Source organism: Streptomyces tsukubensis, from assembly GCF_003932715.1.
Classification (GTDB): domain Bacteria; phylum Actinomycetota; class Actinomycetes; order Streptomycetales; family Streptomycetaceae; genus Streptomyces; species Streptomyces tsukubensis.
The window spans coordinates 7,029,229-7,045,223 of record NZ_CP020700.1 but is presented as its reverse complement, the minus strand read 5'-3'; the positions used below and the strand labels follow the sequence as shown (position 1 = coordinate 7,045,223).

The following is a 15,995-nucleotide window of genomic DNA, read 5'->3' as shown; positions in this document are numbered from 1 at the left end:
CGGCTCGGTCGCCGGCCGCCCGGAGCACTTCGAGCCTTCCTCCCGTGCCGGGGTCCGCCCCCTGCCCCATCGCCCGTACCGCCAACGGTGACCTCGGGGCCACATGGCCACAGATGACGGCACTTTCACCGGCTCCACCAAGATCGGCTACGGGTACGACATCTACAGCTGACTTCCGGCTCCACGGCCGTCGAGAACACAGCTCCACCCAGCGACACGAGCGGCGGCCACACGGTCCGCTCCGGACCTCCGCCGCGCCCCACTGATCCACCAGTCCCCAGACTCTCTCAGCGAAGGAATTCCCATGCCTGTGCGCCGATTCCTCAACGCCGCCCTCGTCGTGGCGATCTCAGCGGGAACGCTCACCCTCGGCACCTCCGGCTCCCACGCCGCCGGACGCCCCGACTTCCAGCTCCCGGCCCCCTGCGGGGAGACGTGGACCGCCAGTACCTACCCGGGCCACAACCCGAGCAACTCCGTCGACCTCAACCGGTACCCCGGCGACGACACGGGGCTGCCCGTGTCGGCCAGTGCCGCAGGAACGGTCGAGGTCGCCGGAGACAGCGGAGGCTGGGCGGGCATACACGTCCGCATCAACCACGGCGGCGGCTGGACCACTCACTACGCGCACCTGTCCGCGGTCGACGTCAGCGCGGGCGCGACGGTCGCGGCTGGCCAGACCGTCGGCAAGGTCGGCAACACCGGCAACTCCCAGGGCGCACATCTGCACTTCGAGGAGACCCTCAACGGTGTGGGCCAGGCCGTCACCTTCGACGGAGTCGCGTACAACGGCGGGACACAGGAGTTCGTCAGCAAGAACTGCGGCGAGACAAAGCCTCCGATGGCCGCGGGGGTGCCTCCGGTGATCGGAGTGGGTGACATCAACAACAACGGGGTCGGGGATTATCTCGCCCGTGATACCGCGGGTCGTCTGTACTCGTACATGGGCAAGGGCGACGGCACGTTCACCGGCCGCACTGACCTGGGCGGTGGCTGGAACCAGTACGACGTGATTATCGGTGTCGGGGACATCAACAAGACGGGCAACCCCGACGTGCTGGCCCGCGGCACCGACGGCCGTCTGTACTCGTACATGGGCAAGGGCGACGGCACGTTCACCGGCCGCACTGACCTGGGCGGTGGCTGGAACAAGTACAACCTGATCGTGGGCGCGGGCGACATCAACAACACCGGTGTCGCGGACATCGTGGCCCGTGACGCCAACGGTGATCTGTGGGCCCACATGGGTGTCGGCGACGGTACCTTCACCGGCCCCACCAAGATCGGCTTCGGCTGGGACCAGTACGACACGATCGTCGGCGTCGGGGACATCAACAAGACCGGCAACCCCGACCTCCTGGCCCGCGGCACCGACGGCCGTCTGTACTCGTACATGGGCAAGGGCGACGGCACGTTCACCGGTCGCACTGACCTGGGCGGTGGCTGGAACAAGTACAACGCCCTCACCGGCCCCGGTGACATCAACAAGACCGGTGTCGCCGACCTCATCGCCCGGGACGCCAACGGCGACCTCTGGAGCCACATGGGCATCGGTGACGGCACGTTCACCGGCCCCACCAAGATCGGCTTCGGCTACAACATCTACGCCTGAGGACCGCCATGCACATTCGTCGAGCCGCGGTCGCCGGCATCTTCGCGCTGGCGGGCCTGATCGCACCGCTCTCCTTCCCCGCCCAGGCCGACACGGTCAGCCCGGCATCCGCACCCGTGCTGCGCTTCCTCAGCTACAACATCTGCGGCAACTGGGAGAAGTGCAGCTCCACCCCCGACGAGGTCGCCCCCCGCGTCCAGAAGGTGTACGACGAGACCGTGAGCTGGAAGTCGGACGTCGTCCTTCTCCAGGAGGTCTGCCGCTCGCAGTTCAACGCGTTGGAGGCCAGGCTGGGGACGCTCGGGTACTCCGGTTCCTTCACGGAGACCCAGACCCCCGCCAGGGACAACTCCCAGGACCTCTGCAAGGACGACACCGCTGCGAACCCCGTGGAGGGCGACTACGGCCTCGCCGTCTTCACCAAGGGACCCGCCGCCAACCCCCAGGTCGTCGATCTGGCCACAGGGCTGGAGGGGGGCACGGAGCGCTGGACGACCCTCTGCGTCGACGCGCCGCTCCAGGGAATCACCACCCGGAGCTGCTCGGTGCACCTGTACTCCGACAGCACGACCGTCGCGAAGCAGCAGGCCGTGAAGCTCGCGACCGTGGCGAACACCTGGATCGACAAGGGCATGCCGGTCGTTCTGGGCGGTGACTTCAACCCCCGGTACAGCGGCGGCCAGGCCGACGCGCCACTCTCGCCGGTCCTCGACTCCTTCTACAGCCACTCCGGTGGTGCGGGCCGGTTCCTCGAGGCCGACGAGACGGACGCGAGCCGCTTCACCGCGGGGTGCACCGCCCTCAGCCCTCCCTCGGGCCACTGCCGCTCCGGCGCCCCCACGCTGGTGGCGAAAGCCCCGGACCCGGCGGCCAAACTCGACTACATCTTCCTCAGCAAGGACCACTTCAAGAACGTGGCCGGGGACGTCCAGGCGCTGTCCTCCTCGGTCTCCGACCACCACGCCTACCGGGGCGCCGCCACCTGGTCCTTCTGCAACAACCGCGACGACGGCCTGGCGGACATGCTGCGTCGCGACGCGTCAGGCGACCTCTGGCGGCACTTCGGACGCCCCAACGGCGTACTCGCCCCCGTCCCCTGCAAAGTGGGCGCCGGGATGAGCGACCTCCGTCTGATCGGCCGCGGCACCGACCACAACGGCGGTGGCGAGGACCTGTACTCGATCGACCACGCCGGTGATCTCCACTTCCACCCCGGCCACACGACCGAACTGTTCTTCTCCACACCCCGGAAGGTCGGCTGGGGATGGTCGGCCGCGACAGCGCTGAACTCCACACCCGACATGGACGGGGACGGCCTCGCCGACCTGCTTGTCGCCTTCGACAACGGCGACCTGTACCTCGTCCCGGGCAACGGTGACGGCACGGTCGATGCCAAGATCCGCATCGGGCAGGGCTGGGGCGTGTACGACACGGTGCTCACCCCCGGTGACGTCACCGGTGACGGCAAGGCCGATGTCGTCGCGCGAGACACCGCCGGAGCCCTGTTCGTGTTCCCCGGAACCGGGACGGGCACGCTGGAGGCCCGAACCCAGATCGGCCACGGCTGGCAGGTCTACAACACCGTGTTCGCCCCCGGCGACGTCAACGGGGACGGAAAACCGGACCTCCTCGCCAGGGACAACGCGGGAACCCTCCAGTTCTACGCAGGAACCGGAAGGCTGAACGGGAACGCCACCTTCGCCGCCATGGTCAAGGCCGGCCAGGACTTCTCCACCACGGACCTACTGCGCTGAAACCACGCCCCGCCCCTTCTCTCACAGTCCAGTTCACGACGCTGATGCCCCAGGCTCCGGCCCGGGGCATCGACGTCGCGCTTCGTCAGTCAGGCAGTCAGCCGAGCGATCAGAAGGAACGGCTCCGGCACCACCCGCCGATGGGCTCGCCCCGGACATCACGGGAAATCACCGGGGAACCCGACACTCCCGTCGTCCGACTACCTCGATGACCGGGCTGAAACGCGGCTGGAGCCGCTGCGCCACGGAGGGATCGGGGGACATGCGATGGGCGGGGCGGACATACGGATGCGTGAGGTGGTCTGCCGGCACGGGCGGGTGAATGCCGTGGCTGAGGTGGACCTCGACAACGACCCGGAGAAGCTGAGCGCCGAAGTCGCCCGACTGGCCGGGCTCTTCGGCACCGAAGACATCGCCGCGCAGTGGAAGAAGGGTTTCGACGCCGAGTACGCCAAGCTGAACAAGGACCTCCGGGCGGCCTGGCCCGGCAGCAGGAGCCCGGCCGTCGTTAGCCACGTCTTCACCACGTGGGCGGCGGAGTTGGCCGGCGCCACCACCGCCGACATGTACGGCCCCGAGGCAGTGACTCCGGGCCGGCTCTCGGAGCTGTCGGCGATGAAGCCCGCGCTCGTCCTGGACAACGCCCACATGTCGACCGGCACGGTCCTGCCCGACTCCGGGGCGACACAGGTGAAGATCGCCAACTATCCGTCGGACGACCTCGACCTGTTGTCGGTCTACCGCGACGCGGCGGCCGAACTGAAGAAGGCCATGGAGGAAATCCGATCGCGGTAGTGGGACCCGAATCCACGATCGTCCGACTGGGGAATGCCCAAGCCGCCATACGGCTTGCGGCCGGCAAGGTGGCCAAGGGGCGGCCCCTTCGATGGGTTGCCGGATCCCGCAGCTACCCCCGCCTGCGCATCTCGCCGGACGCTACCACCGAGCGCTCAGGGCGCACCGCCAGCCCACTGGAGCCGCGCGTTCCCGAGCCCGACGTCGTCCGCGCACGTCAGGCCCTGGTGGATCACCCTGGCATCCGTCGCCCGCTCGCACTCCACGATCACCGGCGCGCCGTTCTCGTCCAAATCCAGCGAGTCGATCCGTCCGCCGTGAACCGCCCCCGTGCTGTACTCGTTCGCCAGGAACCACACCCCGAGCATGATCTCCATATGCGCCTCGACGAAGCCCTGCACGTTCGCCTCTGCGTCCGTTGGATATTGGCCTTCCTGACGCCTGTGGGTGGCCTTATAGCAGGTGATCGCCGGTTTCCGTAATCGGGGATCTTACGGAGATTTGAAGGGTGAACTACCCGCACACGCACCCTTCGTCCACCCGCTCACTGCTATCCGGCCGACCCTCTTCTCAGGACTCCACACATTCCCGTTCGACTCCATCCGACATATCCCCCCCCCACACTGTGCCGGACGGACAGCTGTCCGGTGCCTGGTACTCGACCGCGGAGCTCGCCTGCCTCCTGCGTGTCGATCCGTCGACTCTCCGGCGATGGCGAACCGCGCATCCCCGGCAAGGCCCCCCGTACGTCCCGGTGACCGGGCGTGTCGTCCTCTACAGCGCCCGCGATGTGGAGGCCTGGCTCGTTGAACGCCGTGTCACGCCCGGTGCGGTGAGCTGATGGCTTACACCGAGTCTGTCCCGCTCGGGGTGCGGGTGGCCGGCGACATCGAGCACCGCCCCGACCGCCCCTCGCCCTACCGTGCCCGGGTCCGCTGGTTCGACCCCGCAACCAAGCGCCGCCGATCGCTTTCCGAAGGAAAGGACACCCACGACCAAGCCGAGGAGTGGATATCCGGCATCCTCAAAGCCGCGGAAGCCGGGATCGCCCCGAACGTGGCCACCATGTCCCTGGCCGAATACGGCACGGCCACCATGGATTTGGCGCTGCGCGGCCTGGAGCTGAAAACCCGCGACCCGTATCTCGCGGGCTGGCGCCGCCGGGTGGTCCCCGCCCTCGGGCACTTCCCCGTCCGGCTGATCACCAACGGTGCCGTCGACCGCACCGTTCACGGCTGGATTGCCGACGAGCAGAGCCGCTCGACCGTGAAGAACAGCCTGGCCGTTCTGGTCCGTGTCATGGAACAGGCGGTCCGGGACGGGCTGATCACGGTCAACCCGGCCCGAGTCACCGGCTGGCAGCGCGAGTACAAACAGGCCGAGGACGAACTCGACAACCCCCGCGCCCTCGCCCTGCCCGACTGGCCCACCCTCCTCCGCCTCGCCCGGGCGCTCGTGGAGCGTTCCCACGGCCACTACCAGGGGTGGGGGGAGGTCGTCGTCTTCGCCGCCGCGACCGCGGCCCGCATCGGTGAGGTCTCCGGCGTCCGCGTGTGCGACATCGACACCACCAACTGGATATGGACCGTCCGTCGGCAGACCACTCCCGCACCCGGCGGACTCGTCGACAAGAACACCAAAGGCAAGCGCGCCCGCCATATCCCCATCGTGGAAGAGATCCGGCCGCTCGTCGCCGCAGGCCCCGACCCCGACGCGCGGCTCTTCACCGGGCCTCGTGGCGGGCCCATCTCCACCGCCGTCCTGCGCGACGCCACCCACTGGGACGAAGTCGTCACCTCACTCGGCCTCGAACATCTGCGGCGCCACGATCTACGCCACACCGGACTCACCTGGTTCGCCGACGCCGGCGTCCCCGCCCACGTGCTGCGCAAAATCGCCGGACACGGATCCCTCCTCACCACCCAGCGCTACCTCCACCCCGACATGTCCCAGATCACCGGCGCCGGAACAGCCCTCACCGCCCACCTCAACCCCGTACGCGCACCCCTCAGCCTCGCCGTCCAACCAGCCCCCGGAAGGCGCCGCTAGACCATGTGGTCCCCAACTGGTCCCCAAGAACGGCGGAAAGGCGGCACCGGATTACTCCGATACCGCCTGCGACCTGCGAAAACACAAGTCGGGACGACAGGATTTGAACCTGCGACCCCTTGACCCCCAGTCAAGTGCGCTACCAAGCTGCGCCACGTCCCGTTACCCGTCTGACCTGGGGTTTCCCCCGGGCCGAACGCGCATGAGAACAATACCGCACTCCGAGCCGTGGTCACGAACGGCTTACCGGGCGTGACACGGCACGATCGGGCGGTCACGGTCAGTCGCGGTGCACGAGGCTCAGGGGACGGGTGGGGCCGCGAGGTCGGGGTGGGCCGTGAGGAGGGTGCGGGGGGCTGCCTGGCGCCAGGAGTCCAGCAGGATCGCGTACAGCTCGGCGTCGTCGTCCAGGGCCGCCAGGCGGACCCGCATCCAGGCGTAGTTGTCGTCGTGGCCGGGGCGCAGGAAGAACTTGTCCGGTTCGGCGGCGATCAGCTCGGCCCGCTCGTCCTTGGGGCACTTCACCCCCATCGAGCGGTCGTCCTCGTCGAGGGCGGCGAAGACCCGGCCGCGGTCGGCCAGCCGGAAGGTCGGCAGGCCCCAGGCGAGCTTCTCCAGGGCACCGGGCAGGGAGAGTGCGATACGGCGTACGTCGTCGGCGGTGGCCATGGCACGACGGTACGACGCGGCACCGACACCCGCTCCCGGGAACGGCGGGGCGGGAGCCCGTACCGTACGGATCAGATCAGGCCCTCCTCGCGGCGGTGGATCTCCTCCACCAGCTCTCCGGCCATGGCCTTGATGTTCTCCAGGCCCGCCCGGCCCCACGGCCGGGGCTCGGTGTCGACGACGCAGACGGTGCCGAGCGTCATACCCGTACGGTCGATCAGCGGGGCGCCGAGATAGGAGCGGACGCCGATCTCGTCGACGACGGGGTTGCCCGCGAACCGGGGGTAGTCGCAGACGTCCTCCAGGACCAGGGCCTTGCGGCGGACCACCACATGGGGGCAGTAGCCGTGGTCGCGGGCCATGACCCGGCCGACGCCGCCGGACGAGCCCGCGGCGGCCGCGGCCGTCGCCGTGAGGTCGCTGCCGCGGTGGGTGTCCGCGGGGGTGTGCAGCCCGGCGAAGAACTGACGGTTCTCGTCGATGAAGTTCACGATGGAGTACGGGGCGGCGAAGACGTCGGCCAGCCGGTGGGCGAAGGCGTCGAAGCAGGCGTCCGGACGGTCGCCGAGGCCCAGGGTCCGCAGCCGTCTGGTCCGCTCCGGTGCCTCGCGGTCGACCGGGGTGAGCAGCAGGCTGCTGGTCGGGTCGTAGATCACGAGGTCACCCCCCAGGTCCGGGCGGAGGCCGGGACCGCGGCGGCCGTCAGCAGGTACTGGACCAGGGTGACCAGGGTGCCGATACCGGAGCTGGCGATCCGGGCGTCGCACAGCACGATCGGCACATCGGGCTTGAGGTCCATCGCCGTGCGCACCTCCTCGGCGTCGTAGCGGTAGGAACCGTCGAATTCGTTGACGGCGACGGCGAAACCGATGCCGCGGGCCTCGAAGAAGTCGACCGCGGAGAAGGCGTCCGCCAGCCGCCGGGTGTCGGCGAGGACGACCGCGCCGAGCGCGCCCTCGGACAGTTCGTCCCACATGAACCAGAAGCGTTCCTGGCCGGGGGTGCCGAAGAGGTAGAGGACATGGCGGTCGTCGAGGGTGATCCGGCCGAAGTCCATGGCGACGGTCGTGGTGGTCTTGGATTCGATTCCGTCGAGGTGATCGGTGGTGACACCGGCCTGGCTGAGCAGTTCCTCGGTGCTCAGGGGGTCGATTTCACTCACGGCGCCCACGAACGTGGTCTTGCCGACGCCGAACCCGCCCGCGACGAGGATCTTCAGCGCGGCGGGGAAGGAGTCACGGCCCCCGGCGGGCCGCGGGCGGCCTCCGGCGGGGCCGCGGGCCGGGTCCGGAGCGGCGGGGTACGGCGCCGCGGAGCCGTACCGGGCGTTTTCGGTCCCCCGGCCCGCGGGCGGGACCGGGGTCCGGATCGGTGGGCCGTCCGGTTCACAGCCGTCGTCGTAGGCCATCGAGCACTGCCTCCAGCAGAGAACGGTCGGTGGGGTGGTCGTGGTGGTGCGGTGGCCGCACGGTGATCGCTCCCCCGTCGACGAGGTCGGAGACGAGGACCTTGGTGACGGCGACGGGCAGTTTCAGATGGGCCGAGAGTTCGGCGACCGTGAGGGCGCCGCGGCACAGGGCGAGCGCCTGGAGGTGTTCGGGGCCGGTCTGTGCGCCGGGGGCGGCTCCGGTCGCCAGGACCAGGCTGAGCAGGTCCAGTGCGGCGGTGGGGCGGGTACGGCCGCCGCTGACGGTGTACGGACGGATCAGTTTGCCCGCCGCGTCGTCGAGCAACGGGCGGTCGAGGGGAAGCGGCACCGGCCTCAGTGCCCCGGGACGCCGACGGGTCCGGCCTGCTGGCGGGCCGGGGTGATCAGATACGGCCGTACGCTCTTCACCAGCATCGCCATCTCGTAGCCGAGGACGGCTGCATCGGCCTCGCGGCCCGCGAGCACCGCGAGACAGGTGCCGGAGCCCGCGGTGGAGACGAACAGCAGGGTGGAGTCCAGTTCGACGACCACCTGGCGGACCTCGCCCCCGTCGCCGAAGCGGGCACCGGCGCTGCGGCCCAGGGAGTAGAGGCCGGAGGCGAGGGCCGCCATATGGTCGGCGGCGTCCTGGTCGAGGCCGTGGACCGACTTCACGAGTCCGTCGGAGGAGAGCAGGACTGCGTTCCGGGTGTACGGCACACGCTGGACGAGGCCGCTGAGCAGCCAGTCGAGATCCGGCACGGGGCCGTTCGGCACGTCGCTCGCCATCGTGCATCTACTCCTTGGTGGTGGGGTCGTTGCGCCGCGGATCGCCGGGCGCGGTCGGGGGGGCGTGCGAGGCGGTCGGGGTTTCGAGGGGCGGCGGGGACGGGTGCTGCCGCTCCTGGCGGTGTTCGGCGTCCGCGGCTTCGGCCAGGGTGATGCCGCGCTGGAAGGCGGCCATCAGTCCGGGGTCGTGGACGGCGTTCTCGTCGGGCCGCCGGGGCGGCGGGGGTGTCCGCAGCTGCGGAACGATGTGTTCCTGGATGCGCCGCCGGGGCAGCCGGGGCCGCTCGGGTTCCCCGGGCCCGGCCGGGGCGGCGTGGCGGGGTTCGTAGACCGGTTCGTAGCGGGGGAAGTCCTGCTCGGCGAGGGTGCGGAGCGGGCGTTGCGGGGCGCCCGTGAGTGCGGCGGTGGCCGGGTTGCGGCGGGCGGGGTTCTCGGTGCGGACGGGCAGCGGCCCGGCGGGCCGGGGTACGGGGTGCGGCGCGGGCCGGAGTCCCGTCCCGCCCTCGCCGGCCGGTGCCGGGACGGTTGCGGGTACGGGGAGCGGTGCGTCAGGGCGGGTACGGGACCGGCGGGTGCGGCCCGAGGGGGACGCCGCGAGGCTGCTGCCCGTCCGCAGTCCCTCCGGGTCGGTGCCGAGGAGCCCCTGCGGCAGGACGAGGACGGCCTGCACGCCACCGTAGATGTTGGTCCGGAGCCGTACGGCGATTCCGTGTCGGCGGGCGAGGGCGGAGACGACGAAGAGTCCGATGCGCCCGTCCTGGAGGAGATGGGCGACGTTCACCTGGTCGGGGTCGGCGAGGAGGGCGTTCATCCTGGCCTGTTCGTCGGAGGGCATGCCGAGGCCGCGGTCCTCGACCTCGACGGCGAGCCCGGCCGTGACGTACTGGGCGCGGAGCAGTACCTGGGTGTGGGGGGCGGAGAAGAGGGTGGCGTTCTCGACCAGTTCGGCGAGGAGGTGGATGACGTCGGCGACGGCGTGGCCGCGGAGGGTGCCGTCGATCGGCGGGACGAGTTTGACCCGGGGGTACTGCTCGACCTCGGCGATGGCGGACCGCAGGACCTCGGTCATGGTGACGGGGTTGGACCACTGCCGGCGTGATACGGCCCCGCCGAGGACCGCGAGGTTCTCGGCGTGGCGGCGGATGCGGGTGGCGAGGTGGTCGACGTGGAAGAGGCCCTTGAGGAGTTCCGGGTCCTCGACCTCGTTCTCCAGATCGTCGAGGAGCTGGATCTCCCGGTGGACCAGCGACTGGAGCCGTCGGGCCAGATTGACGAAGACCTCGACCTTCTGTTCGTTGCCGACGCTGGTGGAGAGCCGGGACGCCTGGACGACGGCGGCGACGGCGGTCCGGCCGAGCCGGCCCAGCTCCCGCGCGAGCAGGTCGAATTCGTCGTCGCCGGAGGCCTCGGGGGCGGGGGTGCGGGCCGGAGGGGGCCCCTCGCCGCGGCGGATGCTCTCGACGACGGCCGCCAGCTCGGTCTGGTCGCGTTCGGCGGTACGGCGCAGAGCGGCGGCGTGGGACAGCACGGCGGTCGCCAGCCGGTCGGCGCCGATCGCGGCGGCGGCGACGGAGGCCATGGCGAGGAGGGCGGAGGCGGCCAGGGTGGCCCAGAGGCCGGCGGAGGGTTGGGCACCGGTGGTCTGGACGGTGAACGCCACGGCCGTGGCGCCGCTCAGTGCGGCGGCGAGCGTCGGGAGGACCGCCGTGCGCAGCAGCTGCGGGCGCAGACCGGGGGCCGGGTACGGGGGGCGGGTCCGCGCGGGCCGGGGTCCGTCCGCCCGCGGCCCGGGCCGGGCGGTCTGCCTGCCGTGCCGTCCGCCGCCGTCACGGCCGCCGGTCCGGGGGTCGGGTGGGCGTTGTTGAGACATCCGTGTCCTCGGTGCGTGGTTCCCCAGGCCTCGGCGTACCGCGTACTGGGTGATGGGCACGGTGACCGGGTCCCGCTGGTCGGCTCACGGCGTTTCACGGCCTCCGAGATGACACACGTTGTTGATCACCGGCAACACACGGTAGTCGCGCCGGGGTGGGGCGCGGAGGGCAGTTGCCGAAGTTGACCGCCGTTCGTCCCGCTCTGGTATGAGGGCTCGCACCCCAGCGCGAATCCGTCCCGGGGGCGGGCCGGTCGCCACGGTGCCGGGGCGGTCCGCGCCGGATCCTCGGCGGGAGCGGCGGGTACGGCGCTCCCGCCCGGCCCTTCGGTCGCCGTCGGCCGGACGGGGCGGGCAGGGCGGGCGGGGTGCCCTGGGTGTCCTCGGGGGCTCCGGCCGCGCGCGGGGGCGCTCGCCCCGTCCCGTACCGGCCGGGGAATCGCGGCGCTCCGGGTCGGGGGCGTAAGGGAATCGCCCGCCGCCGGGCACCCGACACGGAGCGTCACTCACCCGGGCGGGTGATCCGGAAGGCGGCGGGCGGGGGCGGGCTCAGGCGGAGGGGGCCACTTTCCGGCCGTCCGTGCCGGGCGACGGTTCGTCCGGGGCCGGGGCGGCCGGGGCCCGGGTGGTGTCGGACGGGGCGGGCCAGCCGCCGACGGGTGCCGTGGCGACGGCACGCCACCACTGGTCCTGCGGGACGTCCCCGGTGGTCGGTTCGAAGGGCCGGCCCGGGACCGGCAGGGCGAGCCGGGCGCCGACGGGGGCGGCTGCGGCGACGGTGCCCTCGCCGGGCTCCGCCCAGGGGTGCGGGGCGAGATTGAAGGTGCCCCAGTGGATGGGGAGCATCACTCCGGTGGGCTCGGTCTGCTGGAGGTCGAGATGGGCGCGCATGCCCTCCTCCGGGGTCATGTGGATATCGGGCCAGTACTCGCTGTAGGCGCCGATCTGGATCATGGTGGCGTCGAAGGGGCCGTGGGCCGCGCCGATCTCCCGGAAGCCGGGGAAGTAGCCGGTGTCCCCGCTGTGGTAGACGCGGTGGTCGGACCCGGCGACGACCCAGGAGGCCCAGAGGGTGTGCTGCTGGTTGCGCAGACCGCGGCCGCAGAAGTGCCGCGCGGGGGTGGCGGTGAACCGCAGTCCTGCGATGTCGGCGGATTCGTTCCAGTCGAGTTCGCGGAGCCGGCCGGGCGGAACGCCCCAGCGCTCCAGATGGGCGCCGACGCCGAGGGGGACGGCGAAGACCGTCTCCGACGAGACGAGGGCCTTGATCGTGGGGAGGTCGAGATGGTCGTAGTGGTCGTGGGAGATCACCACGGCGTCGACCGGGCCGATCGCGGCGAGGGGCAGCGGGGCGGGGTGGAGCCGTTTGGGTCCGGCGAAGGAGAAGGGGGAGCAGCGGTCGCCCCAGACCGGGTCGAAGAGGACGCGGCGGCCTTCGATCTCGGCGAGGACGGTGGAATGCCCCATCCAGGTGAGCCGGAGCCCGGTCACGGGCGGCCGCGCCAGATCGGCGGCGGTGGTGGGGTGGACCGGGATCCGCCCGGCGGGGGATCTGCGGGCCCTCGCCTCCTTGTGGAAGTAGATCTTGGCGAACTCGGCCATCGACGCACCGGACGGCCTGGTCCTGGCCCCCACCGGATTCCGGAACGACCCGTCCTCGAAATTCGGCGAGCTCAGGATCCGCTCCAGCCGCGCCCCGGAGGGGTCGGCGCCGAATGCCTCGGAGCGCAGGGCGCGCAGCCGGGATCGCAGTGTGCGGGGTGAGCCGGCTCCGGTCACGGCACCTCCTGTGTCGGGTCTTCTCATTATGTGCGCGGCATACGACAGTGCGGGGGCGGAATCACCCGCACGGGCGGCCCGCCGGGGTGGCCGGGGCCGGTCGCCCCGGGTCGGTTCCGCCGTGCCCCCTCAACGTCCGTGCCGGTACGGATGTTCCTGGTCGCGCACCGTGAGCCGGTGACCGGCCCCGGCGTCCCGCCCGGCGCGCGCCCCTTCCGCGCTTCCACCCGCCGCCATGTCACTCCGACGGCCGATTGACGATCACATTGACACCGGACGGTCCGGGTTCTGATACTGAACGGTGATTCAGCCGGGTGTCTGTGCGGCCACCCGGTTTTCCCCTTCGCGCCGCCCTCGGGGAGCCCGCACGCCGGGCCGTTCCGGGGCCGGACCGGCCCGGTCGAGGCCGGGCCGCAGCGGGAGCGGGGAGCCCGACCCGACCGCCGGGGACCCGCACGCCGGTCGCCCCGGGGGCCGGACGCGGCCGCGGCCCTGCTTCCGGAGCACCGCCATGACCGACCGCCCTCTGCTCTCCCTCACCTGGACCGATCCGGTCACCGGCCGGCAGGGCCATCTCGTCGTCGACCGTCTCGTCCGCGGGGTGGCGAGCGGCGGACTGCGGATGCGGGCGGGCTGCACGCTGGAGGAGGTGGCGGGCCTGGCCCGTGGGATGACGATGAAGGAGGCGCTGCACTACGACCCCGAGGGCCCGGCCGGGAAGTATCTGCCGCTGGGCGGGGCGAAGGGCGGGCTGGACTGCGATCCCCGCGATCCGGAGGCGTACGGCGTCCTGGTCCGCTATCTGCGTGCCGTGCGCCCGTATCTGGAGACGGTGTGGGCCACCGGCGAGGATCTCGGTCTGACCCAGGACGTCGTGGACCGCGCCGTGCGCGAGGCGGGTCTGGTCTCGTCGGTCCAGGCCGTCTACCGGCTGCTGGACGACGAGACGGCGGCCCGGCGCCGGCTCGCGGACGCCTTCGCGGTGGAGGTCGACGGCATCGGGCTCGACGAACTCGCCGGGGGCTGCGGGGTGGCGGAGTCGGTGCTGGCCGCGCTGGACCGCGCGGGCGTTCCGTATCAGGGCACCCGGGTGTCCCTCCAGGGGCTGGGCACCATGGGCGGCGCGACCGCCCGCTTCCTGTCCCGGGCGGGGCTGCGGATCGTCGCGGTCGCCGATCTGAAGGGCACCGTCGCCCATCCGGAGGGGCTCGACGTGGAGGCGCTGCTCGCGGCCCGGGACGCCTACGGCACGGTGGACCGCTCGGCTCTGCGGCCCGGTGACCTCGAACTGCCGGGCGACGCCTGGTTGTCGGTGGACGCCGAGGTGCTCGTACCGGCGGCGGTTTCGTACGCGATCGGCGCCGCCGACGCGGCGCGGATCGGGGCCCGCTGGGTCGTCGAGGCCGCCAATATGCCGGTACTGCCGGAGGCGGAGGCGGTGCTGGCCCGGCGCGGGGTGACCGTCCTGCCCGATGTGGTGGTCAACTCCGGCACGAACGCCTGGTGGTGGTGGACCCTGTTCGGGGACATCGGGGCGGACGCGGACGAGGCCTTCGCCCGTATCCGCGGGTCGATGCGCGGGCTGGTCGGCTCGATGCTGGCCCGGGCCGAGGCGGACGGCACGACTCCGCGGGCCGCGGCGCACGCGATCGTGGCCGAGCGCCTGCCCGTGATCACGGAGCGGTTCGGGGATCCCGTCTGACGGTCCGCCACGCCGCGGGACGGTCCCGGCCGCCCTGTCCGGAAAGGGCTCCGGGGCCCGTCCGGCCGGGGCGGTCCCGAAGATCCGCTGTGTAGGGTGAGGACCGTGGCAAGAGTCCGGTTGAGCGTGGCACAGCGGCGCGAGGAACTCCTCGGTGCCGCCGTCGAGCAGATCCAGCTGCGCGGTGTCGCACATGTACGGATCGCCGACGTCGCCGCGTCCCTGGGGGTCAGCAACGCCCTGGTGCTCTACCACTTCTCGACCAAGGAACAACTGGTGGCGGCCGCGTTCGCGCATGCCGCGGACGCCGATCTCGCCCATCTGCGCAAGCTGCTGGGTCGGCGGACTTCGGCGGTACGGAGACTGCGCGCGGCGGTCCGCTGGTACGCGCCGACCGGAGCGGCCAAGGGCTGGCGGCTGTGGATCGAAGGCTGGGCGGCGTCGCTGCGCGAACCCGCCCTGCGCGAGGTCGCCCGCGATCTGGACCAGCAGTGGAAGGCCGCGCTCACCGAGGTCATCGCGGAGGGTGCGGCCGCCGGGGAGTTCCCCTGCCCCGACCCGGCCGCGGCCGCCTGGCGGCTGACGGCCTTCCTGGACGGACTCGCCGTCCAGATGACCTCGTACGCCGGATCGCTGTCCCGCGCCGCGATGCTGGAGTGGACCGACGAGGCGCTCGCCCGCGAACTGGGCCTGGAGCGGGCGGAACTGGCCACGGCACTGCGCTGACGGGACCGCACACCCGTGGCAGGGCTGAAGATCCACAAGCTTGTCATGTCCCGCTCATGACTTTGAGAATCCCTGCTTGAGCGGTCGCTCAAAACTCGATACGGTCCGTTTGAGCAGTCGCTCAAACTCGCCGTGACAAGGGGGACCGGCCTTGGGCCTCTATATCGAGACGCTCGTCCGCACCGACCTCGACACCCTGTGGAACCGCACCCAGGAACCGGAGTCGCACCGGCGGTGGGACGCACGCTTCACCGAGATCGCACCTCTGCCGGACACCGGGAACGGGGTCCTGCGGTTCCGATACGCGACCCGGGTGCTGCCGTTCCTCACGGTGGCCGGGACCGGGATCAGCGCCGGTGAACGGCACCGGTCCGACGGCGGACGGGTGTCGGCACTGCGTTTCGCGTCCCCGGATCCGCTCTCCCCGATCCGGCGGGGCAGCGGCTACTGGCGCTATGTGCCCACCCCCGACGGCATCCGCTTCCTCACCGGCTACGACTACCGGCCCCGCTGGGGGCGGTTCGGCGGGGTCGTGGACCGTCTGGTGTTCCGTCCGCTGATGGGCTGGGCCACCGCCTGGTCCTTCGACCGGCTCAGGATTTGGTGCGAACGGGGCATCAGCCCCGAGCGGGCCCTGCTGCGGGCGGCCGCCGAGGTGCTCGGCCGGCTGCTGGCCGTCGTGGTCGCGGCCCTGGTCGTGGGGCCCGTGGCGGTACCGGCCGCGGTCGTCGCCGTACTGCTGCTGCCGCCGGCCCCCGGCACCCCCGCGGCCCGCCGCTGTCTGCGGACCCCTCCCTCACCCGTCCGTACGCCGGCCCTGCTCACCGCGTTGGAGAACTCCG

The 15,995-nt window shown here is 71.6% G+C and carries 14 protein-coding genes, 1 tRNA gene and 2 pseudogenes; 8 read left to right on the top strand and 9 right to left on the bottom strand.

The window, feature by feature from the left end; translation table 11 throughout:
• Positions 1-304 precede the first annotated feature (304 nt).
• The 3 genes from B7R87_RS29335 to B7R87_RS29325 all read left to right on the top strand — a co-directional run bounded on the left by B7R87_RS29335 (position 305) and on the right by B7R87_RS29325 (position 4,161).
• Positions 305-1,612 carry a peptidoglycan DD-metalloendopeptidase family protein gene (locus tag B7R87_RS29335; RefSeq protein WP_040913177.1) on the top strand — a complete coding sequence of 436 codons (1,308 nt, stop codon included), beginning with the start codon at positions 305-307 and terminating at the stop codon, positions 1,610-1,612.
• An 8-nt stretch (positions 1,613-1,620) separates the two neighbouring features.
• Entirely contained in the window at positions 1,621-3,366 is a 1,746-nt protein-coding gene (locus tag B7R87_RS29330) for an FG-GAP-like repeat-containing protein (protein WP_006345387.1), read from the top strand.
• 327 nt (positions 3,367-3,693) lie between these two features.
• Positions 3,694-4,161 (top strand): hypothetical protein, encoded by a 468-nt coding sequence (locus B7R87_RS29325; RefSeq protein ID WP_187144651.1) that lies wholly within the window; start codon positions 3,694-3,696, stop codon positions 4,159-4,161.
• Positions 4,162-4,379: 218 nt separating this feature from the next.
• On the opposite strand, the pseudogene B7R87_RS29320 reads toward B7R87_RS29325, so the two are convergent.
• Positions 4,380-4,628: pseudogene (locus tag B7R87_RS29320) on the bottom strand (hypothetical protein); the annotation flags it as partial.
• Between the two features lie 41 nt (positions 4,629-4,669).
• Here B7R87_RS29320 and B7R87_RS34310 point away from each other — a divergent pair.
• Together B7R87_RS34310 and B7R87_RS29310 are read left to right on the top strand one after the other, a co-directional pair.
• Positions 4,670-5,002, top strand: coding sequence for a helix-turn-helix domain-containing protein (locus B7R87_RS34310; protein ID WP_332903362.1), 333 nt, complete (start codon positions 4,670-4,672; stop codon positions 5,000-5,002).
• Complete coding sequence (locus B7R87_RS29310; protein ID WP_006345391.1) at positions 5,002-6,210, top strand: tyrosine-type recombinase/integrase; 1,209 nt, start codon at positions 5,002-5,004, stop codon at positions 6,208-6,210. Before B7R87_RS34310 ends, B7R87_RS29310 begins: the two co-directional genes overlap by 1 nt.
• A gap of 88 nt (positions 6,211-6,298) precedes the next feature.
• On the opposite strand, the gene B7R87_RS29305 is transcribed toward B7R87_RS29310, so the two are convergent.
• The 8 genes from B7R87_RS29305 to B7R87_RS29270 form a co-directional block, all read right to left on the bottom strand.
• Positions 6,299-6,372: transfer RNA gene (locus B7R87_RS29305), tRNA-Pro, on the bottom strand.
• A gap of 138 nt (positions 6,373-6,510) precedes the next feature.
• Positions 6,511-6,879, bottom strand: a complete 369-nt coding sequence (locus tag B7R87_RS29300) for an MmcQ/YjbR family DNA-binding protein (RefSeq protein ID WP_006345392.1) — start codon at positions 6,877-6,879, stop codon at positions 6,511-6,513.
• A gap of 71 nt (positions 6,880-6,950) precedes the next feature.
• Entirely contained in the window at positions 6,951-7,535 is a 585-nt protein-coding gene (locus tag B7R87_RS29295; protein WP_006345393.1) for a GAF domain-containing protein, read from the bottom strand.
• Positions 7,532-8,287, bottom strand: coding sequence for a GTP-binding protein (locus tag B7R87_RS29290; RefSeq protein ID WP_130584744.1), 756 nt, complete (start codon positions 8,285-8,287; stop codon positions 7,532-7,534). Before B7R87_RS29290 ends, B7R87_RS29295 begins: the two co-directional genes overlap by 4 nt.
• Complete coding sequence (locus tag B7R87_RS29285; RefSeq protein ID WP_006345395.1) at positions 8,265-8,636, bottom strand: DUF742 domain-containing protein; 372 nt, start codon at positions 8,634-8,636, stop codon at positions 8,265-8,267. Before B7R87_RS29285 ends, B7R87_RS29290 begins: the two co-directional genes overlap by 23 nt.
• 5 nt (positions 8,637-8,641) lie before the next feature.
• A complete protein-coding gene (locus tag B7R87_RS29280) occupies positions 8,642-9,076 on the bottom strand; it encodes a roadblock/LC7 domain-containing protein (protein ID WP_006345396.1) in 435 nt (144 codons plus the stop codon).
• Positions 9,077-9,083: 7 nt separating this feature from the next.
• The gene (locus tag B7R87_RS29275) at positions 9,084-10,946 is read right to left on the bottom strand and encodes an ATP-binding protein (protein WP_130584743.1); all 1,863 of its coding nucleotides are present in this window, start codon (positions 10,944-10,946) and stop codon (positions 9,084-9,086) included.
• A gap of 549 nt (positions 10,947-11,495) precedes the next feature.
• Positions 11,496-12,725: an MBL fold metallo-hydrolase gene (locus B7R87_RS29270; RefSeq protein ID WP_130584742.1), complete on the bottom strand. Its 1,230-nt coding sequence runs from the start codon at positions 12,723-12,725 to the stop codon at positions 11,496-11,498.
• 511 nt (positions 12,726-13,236) lie between these two features.
• Between B7R87_RS29270 and B7R87_RS29265 the strand changes: the two genes are divergently transcribed.
• The 3 genes and pseudogenes from B7R87_RS29265 to B7R87_RS29255 form a co-directional block, all read left to right on the top strand.
• Complete coding sequence (locus B7R87_RS29265) at positions 13,237-14,427, top strand: glutamate dehydrogenase (RefSeq protein WP_006345401.1); 1,191 nt, start codon at positions 13,237-13,239, stop codon at positions 14,425-14,427.
• Between the two features lie 105 nt (positions 14,428-14,532).
• Complete coding sequence (locus tag B7R87_RS29260; RefSeq protein WP_078902036.1) at positions 14,533-15,153, top strand: TetR family transcriptional regulator C-terminal domain-containing protein; 621 nt, start codon at positions 14,533-14,535, stop codon at positions 15,151-15,153.
• Between the two features lie 151 nt (positions 15,154-15,304).
• Positions 15,305-15,988: pseudogene (locus B7R87_RS29255) on the top strand (hypothetical protein); the annotation flags it as partial.
• Between the last annotated feature and the right edge of the window lie 7 nt (positions 15,989-15,995).

Coding starts and splice junctions, on each gene's coding strand:
- B7R87_RS29290 (WP_130584744.1), bottom strand. CDS start 8,287: ATGGCCTACGACGACGGCTGTGAACCGGACGGCCCACCGATCCGGACC.
- B7R87_RS29280 (WP_006345396.1), bottom strand. CDS start 9,076: ATGGCGAGCGACGTGCCGAACGGCCCCGTGCCGGATCTCGACTGGCTG.
- B7R87_RS29265 (WP_006345401.1), top strand. CDS start 13,237: ATGACCGACCGCCCTCTGCTCTCCCTCACCTGGACCGATCCGGTCACC.
- B7R87_RS29335 (WP_040913177.1), top strand. CDS start 305: ATGCCTGTGCGCCGATTCCTCAACGCCGCCCTCGTCGTGGCGATCTCA.
- B7R87_RS29330 (WP_006345387.1), top strand. CDS start 1,621: ATGCACATTCGTCGAGCCGCGGTCGCCGGCATCTTCGCGCTGGCGGGC.
- B7R87_RS29275 (WP_130584743.1), bottom strand. CDS start 10,946: ATGTCTCAACAACGCCCACCCGACCCCCGGACCGGCGGCCGTGACGGC.
- B7R87_RS29310 (WP_006345391.1), top strand. CDS start 5,002: ATGGCTTACACCGAGTCTGTCCCGCTCGGGGTGCGGGTGGCCGGCGAC.
- B7R87_RS29300 (WP_006345392.1), bottom strand. CDS start 6,879: ATGGCCACCGCCGACGACGTACGCCGTATCGCACTCTCCCTGCCCGGT.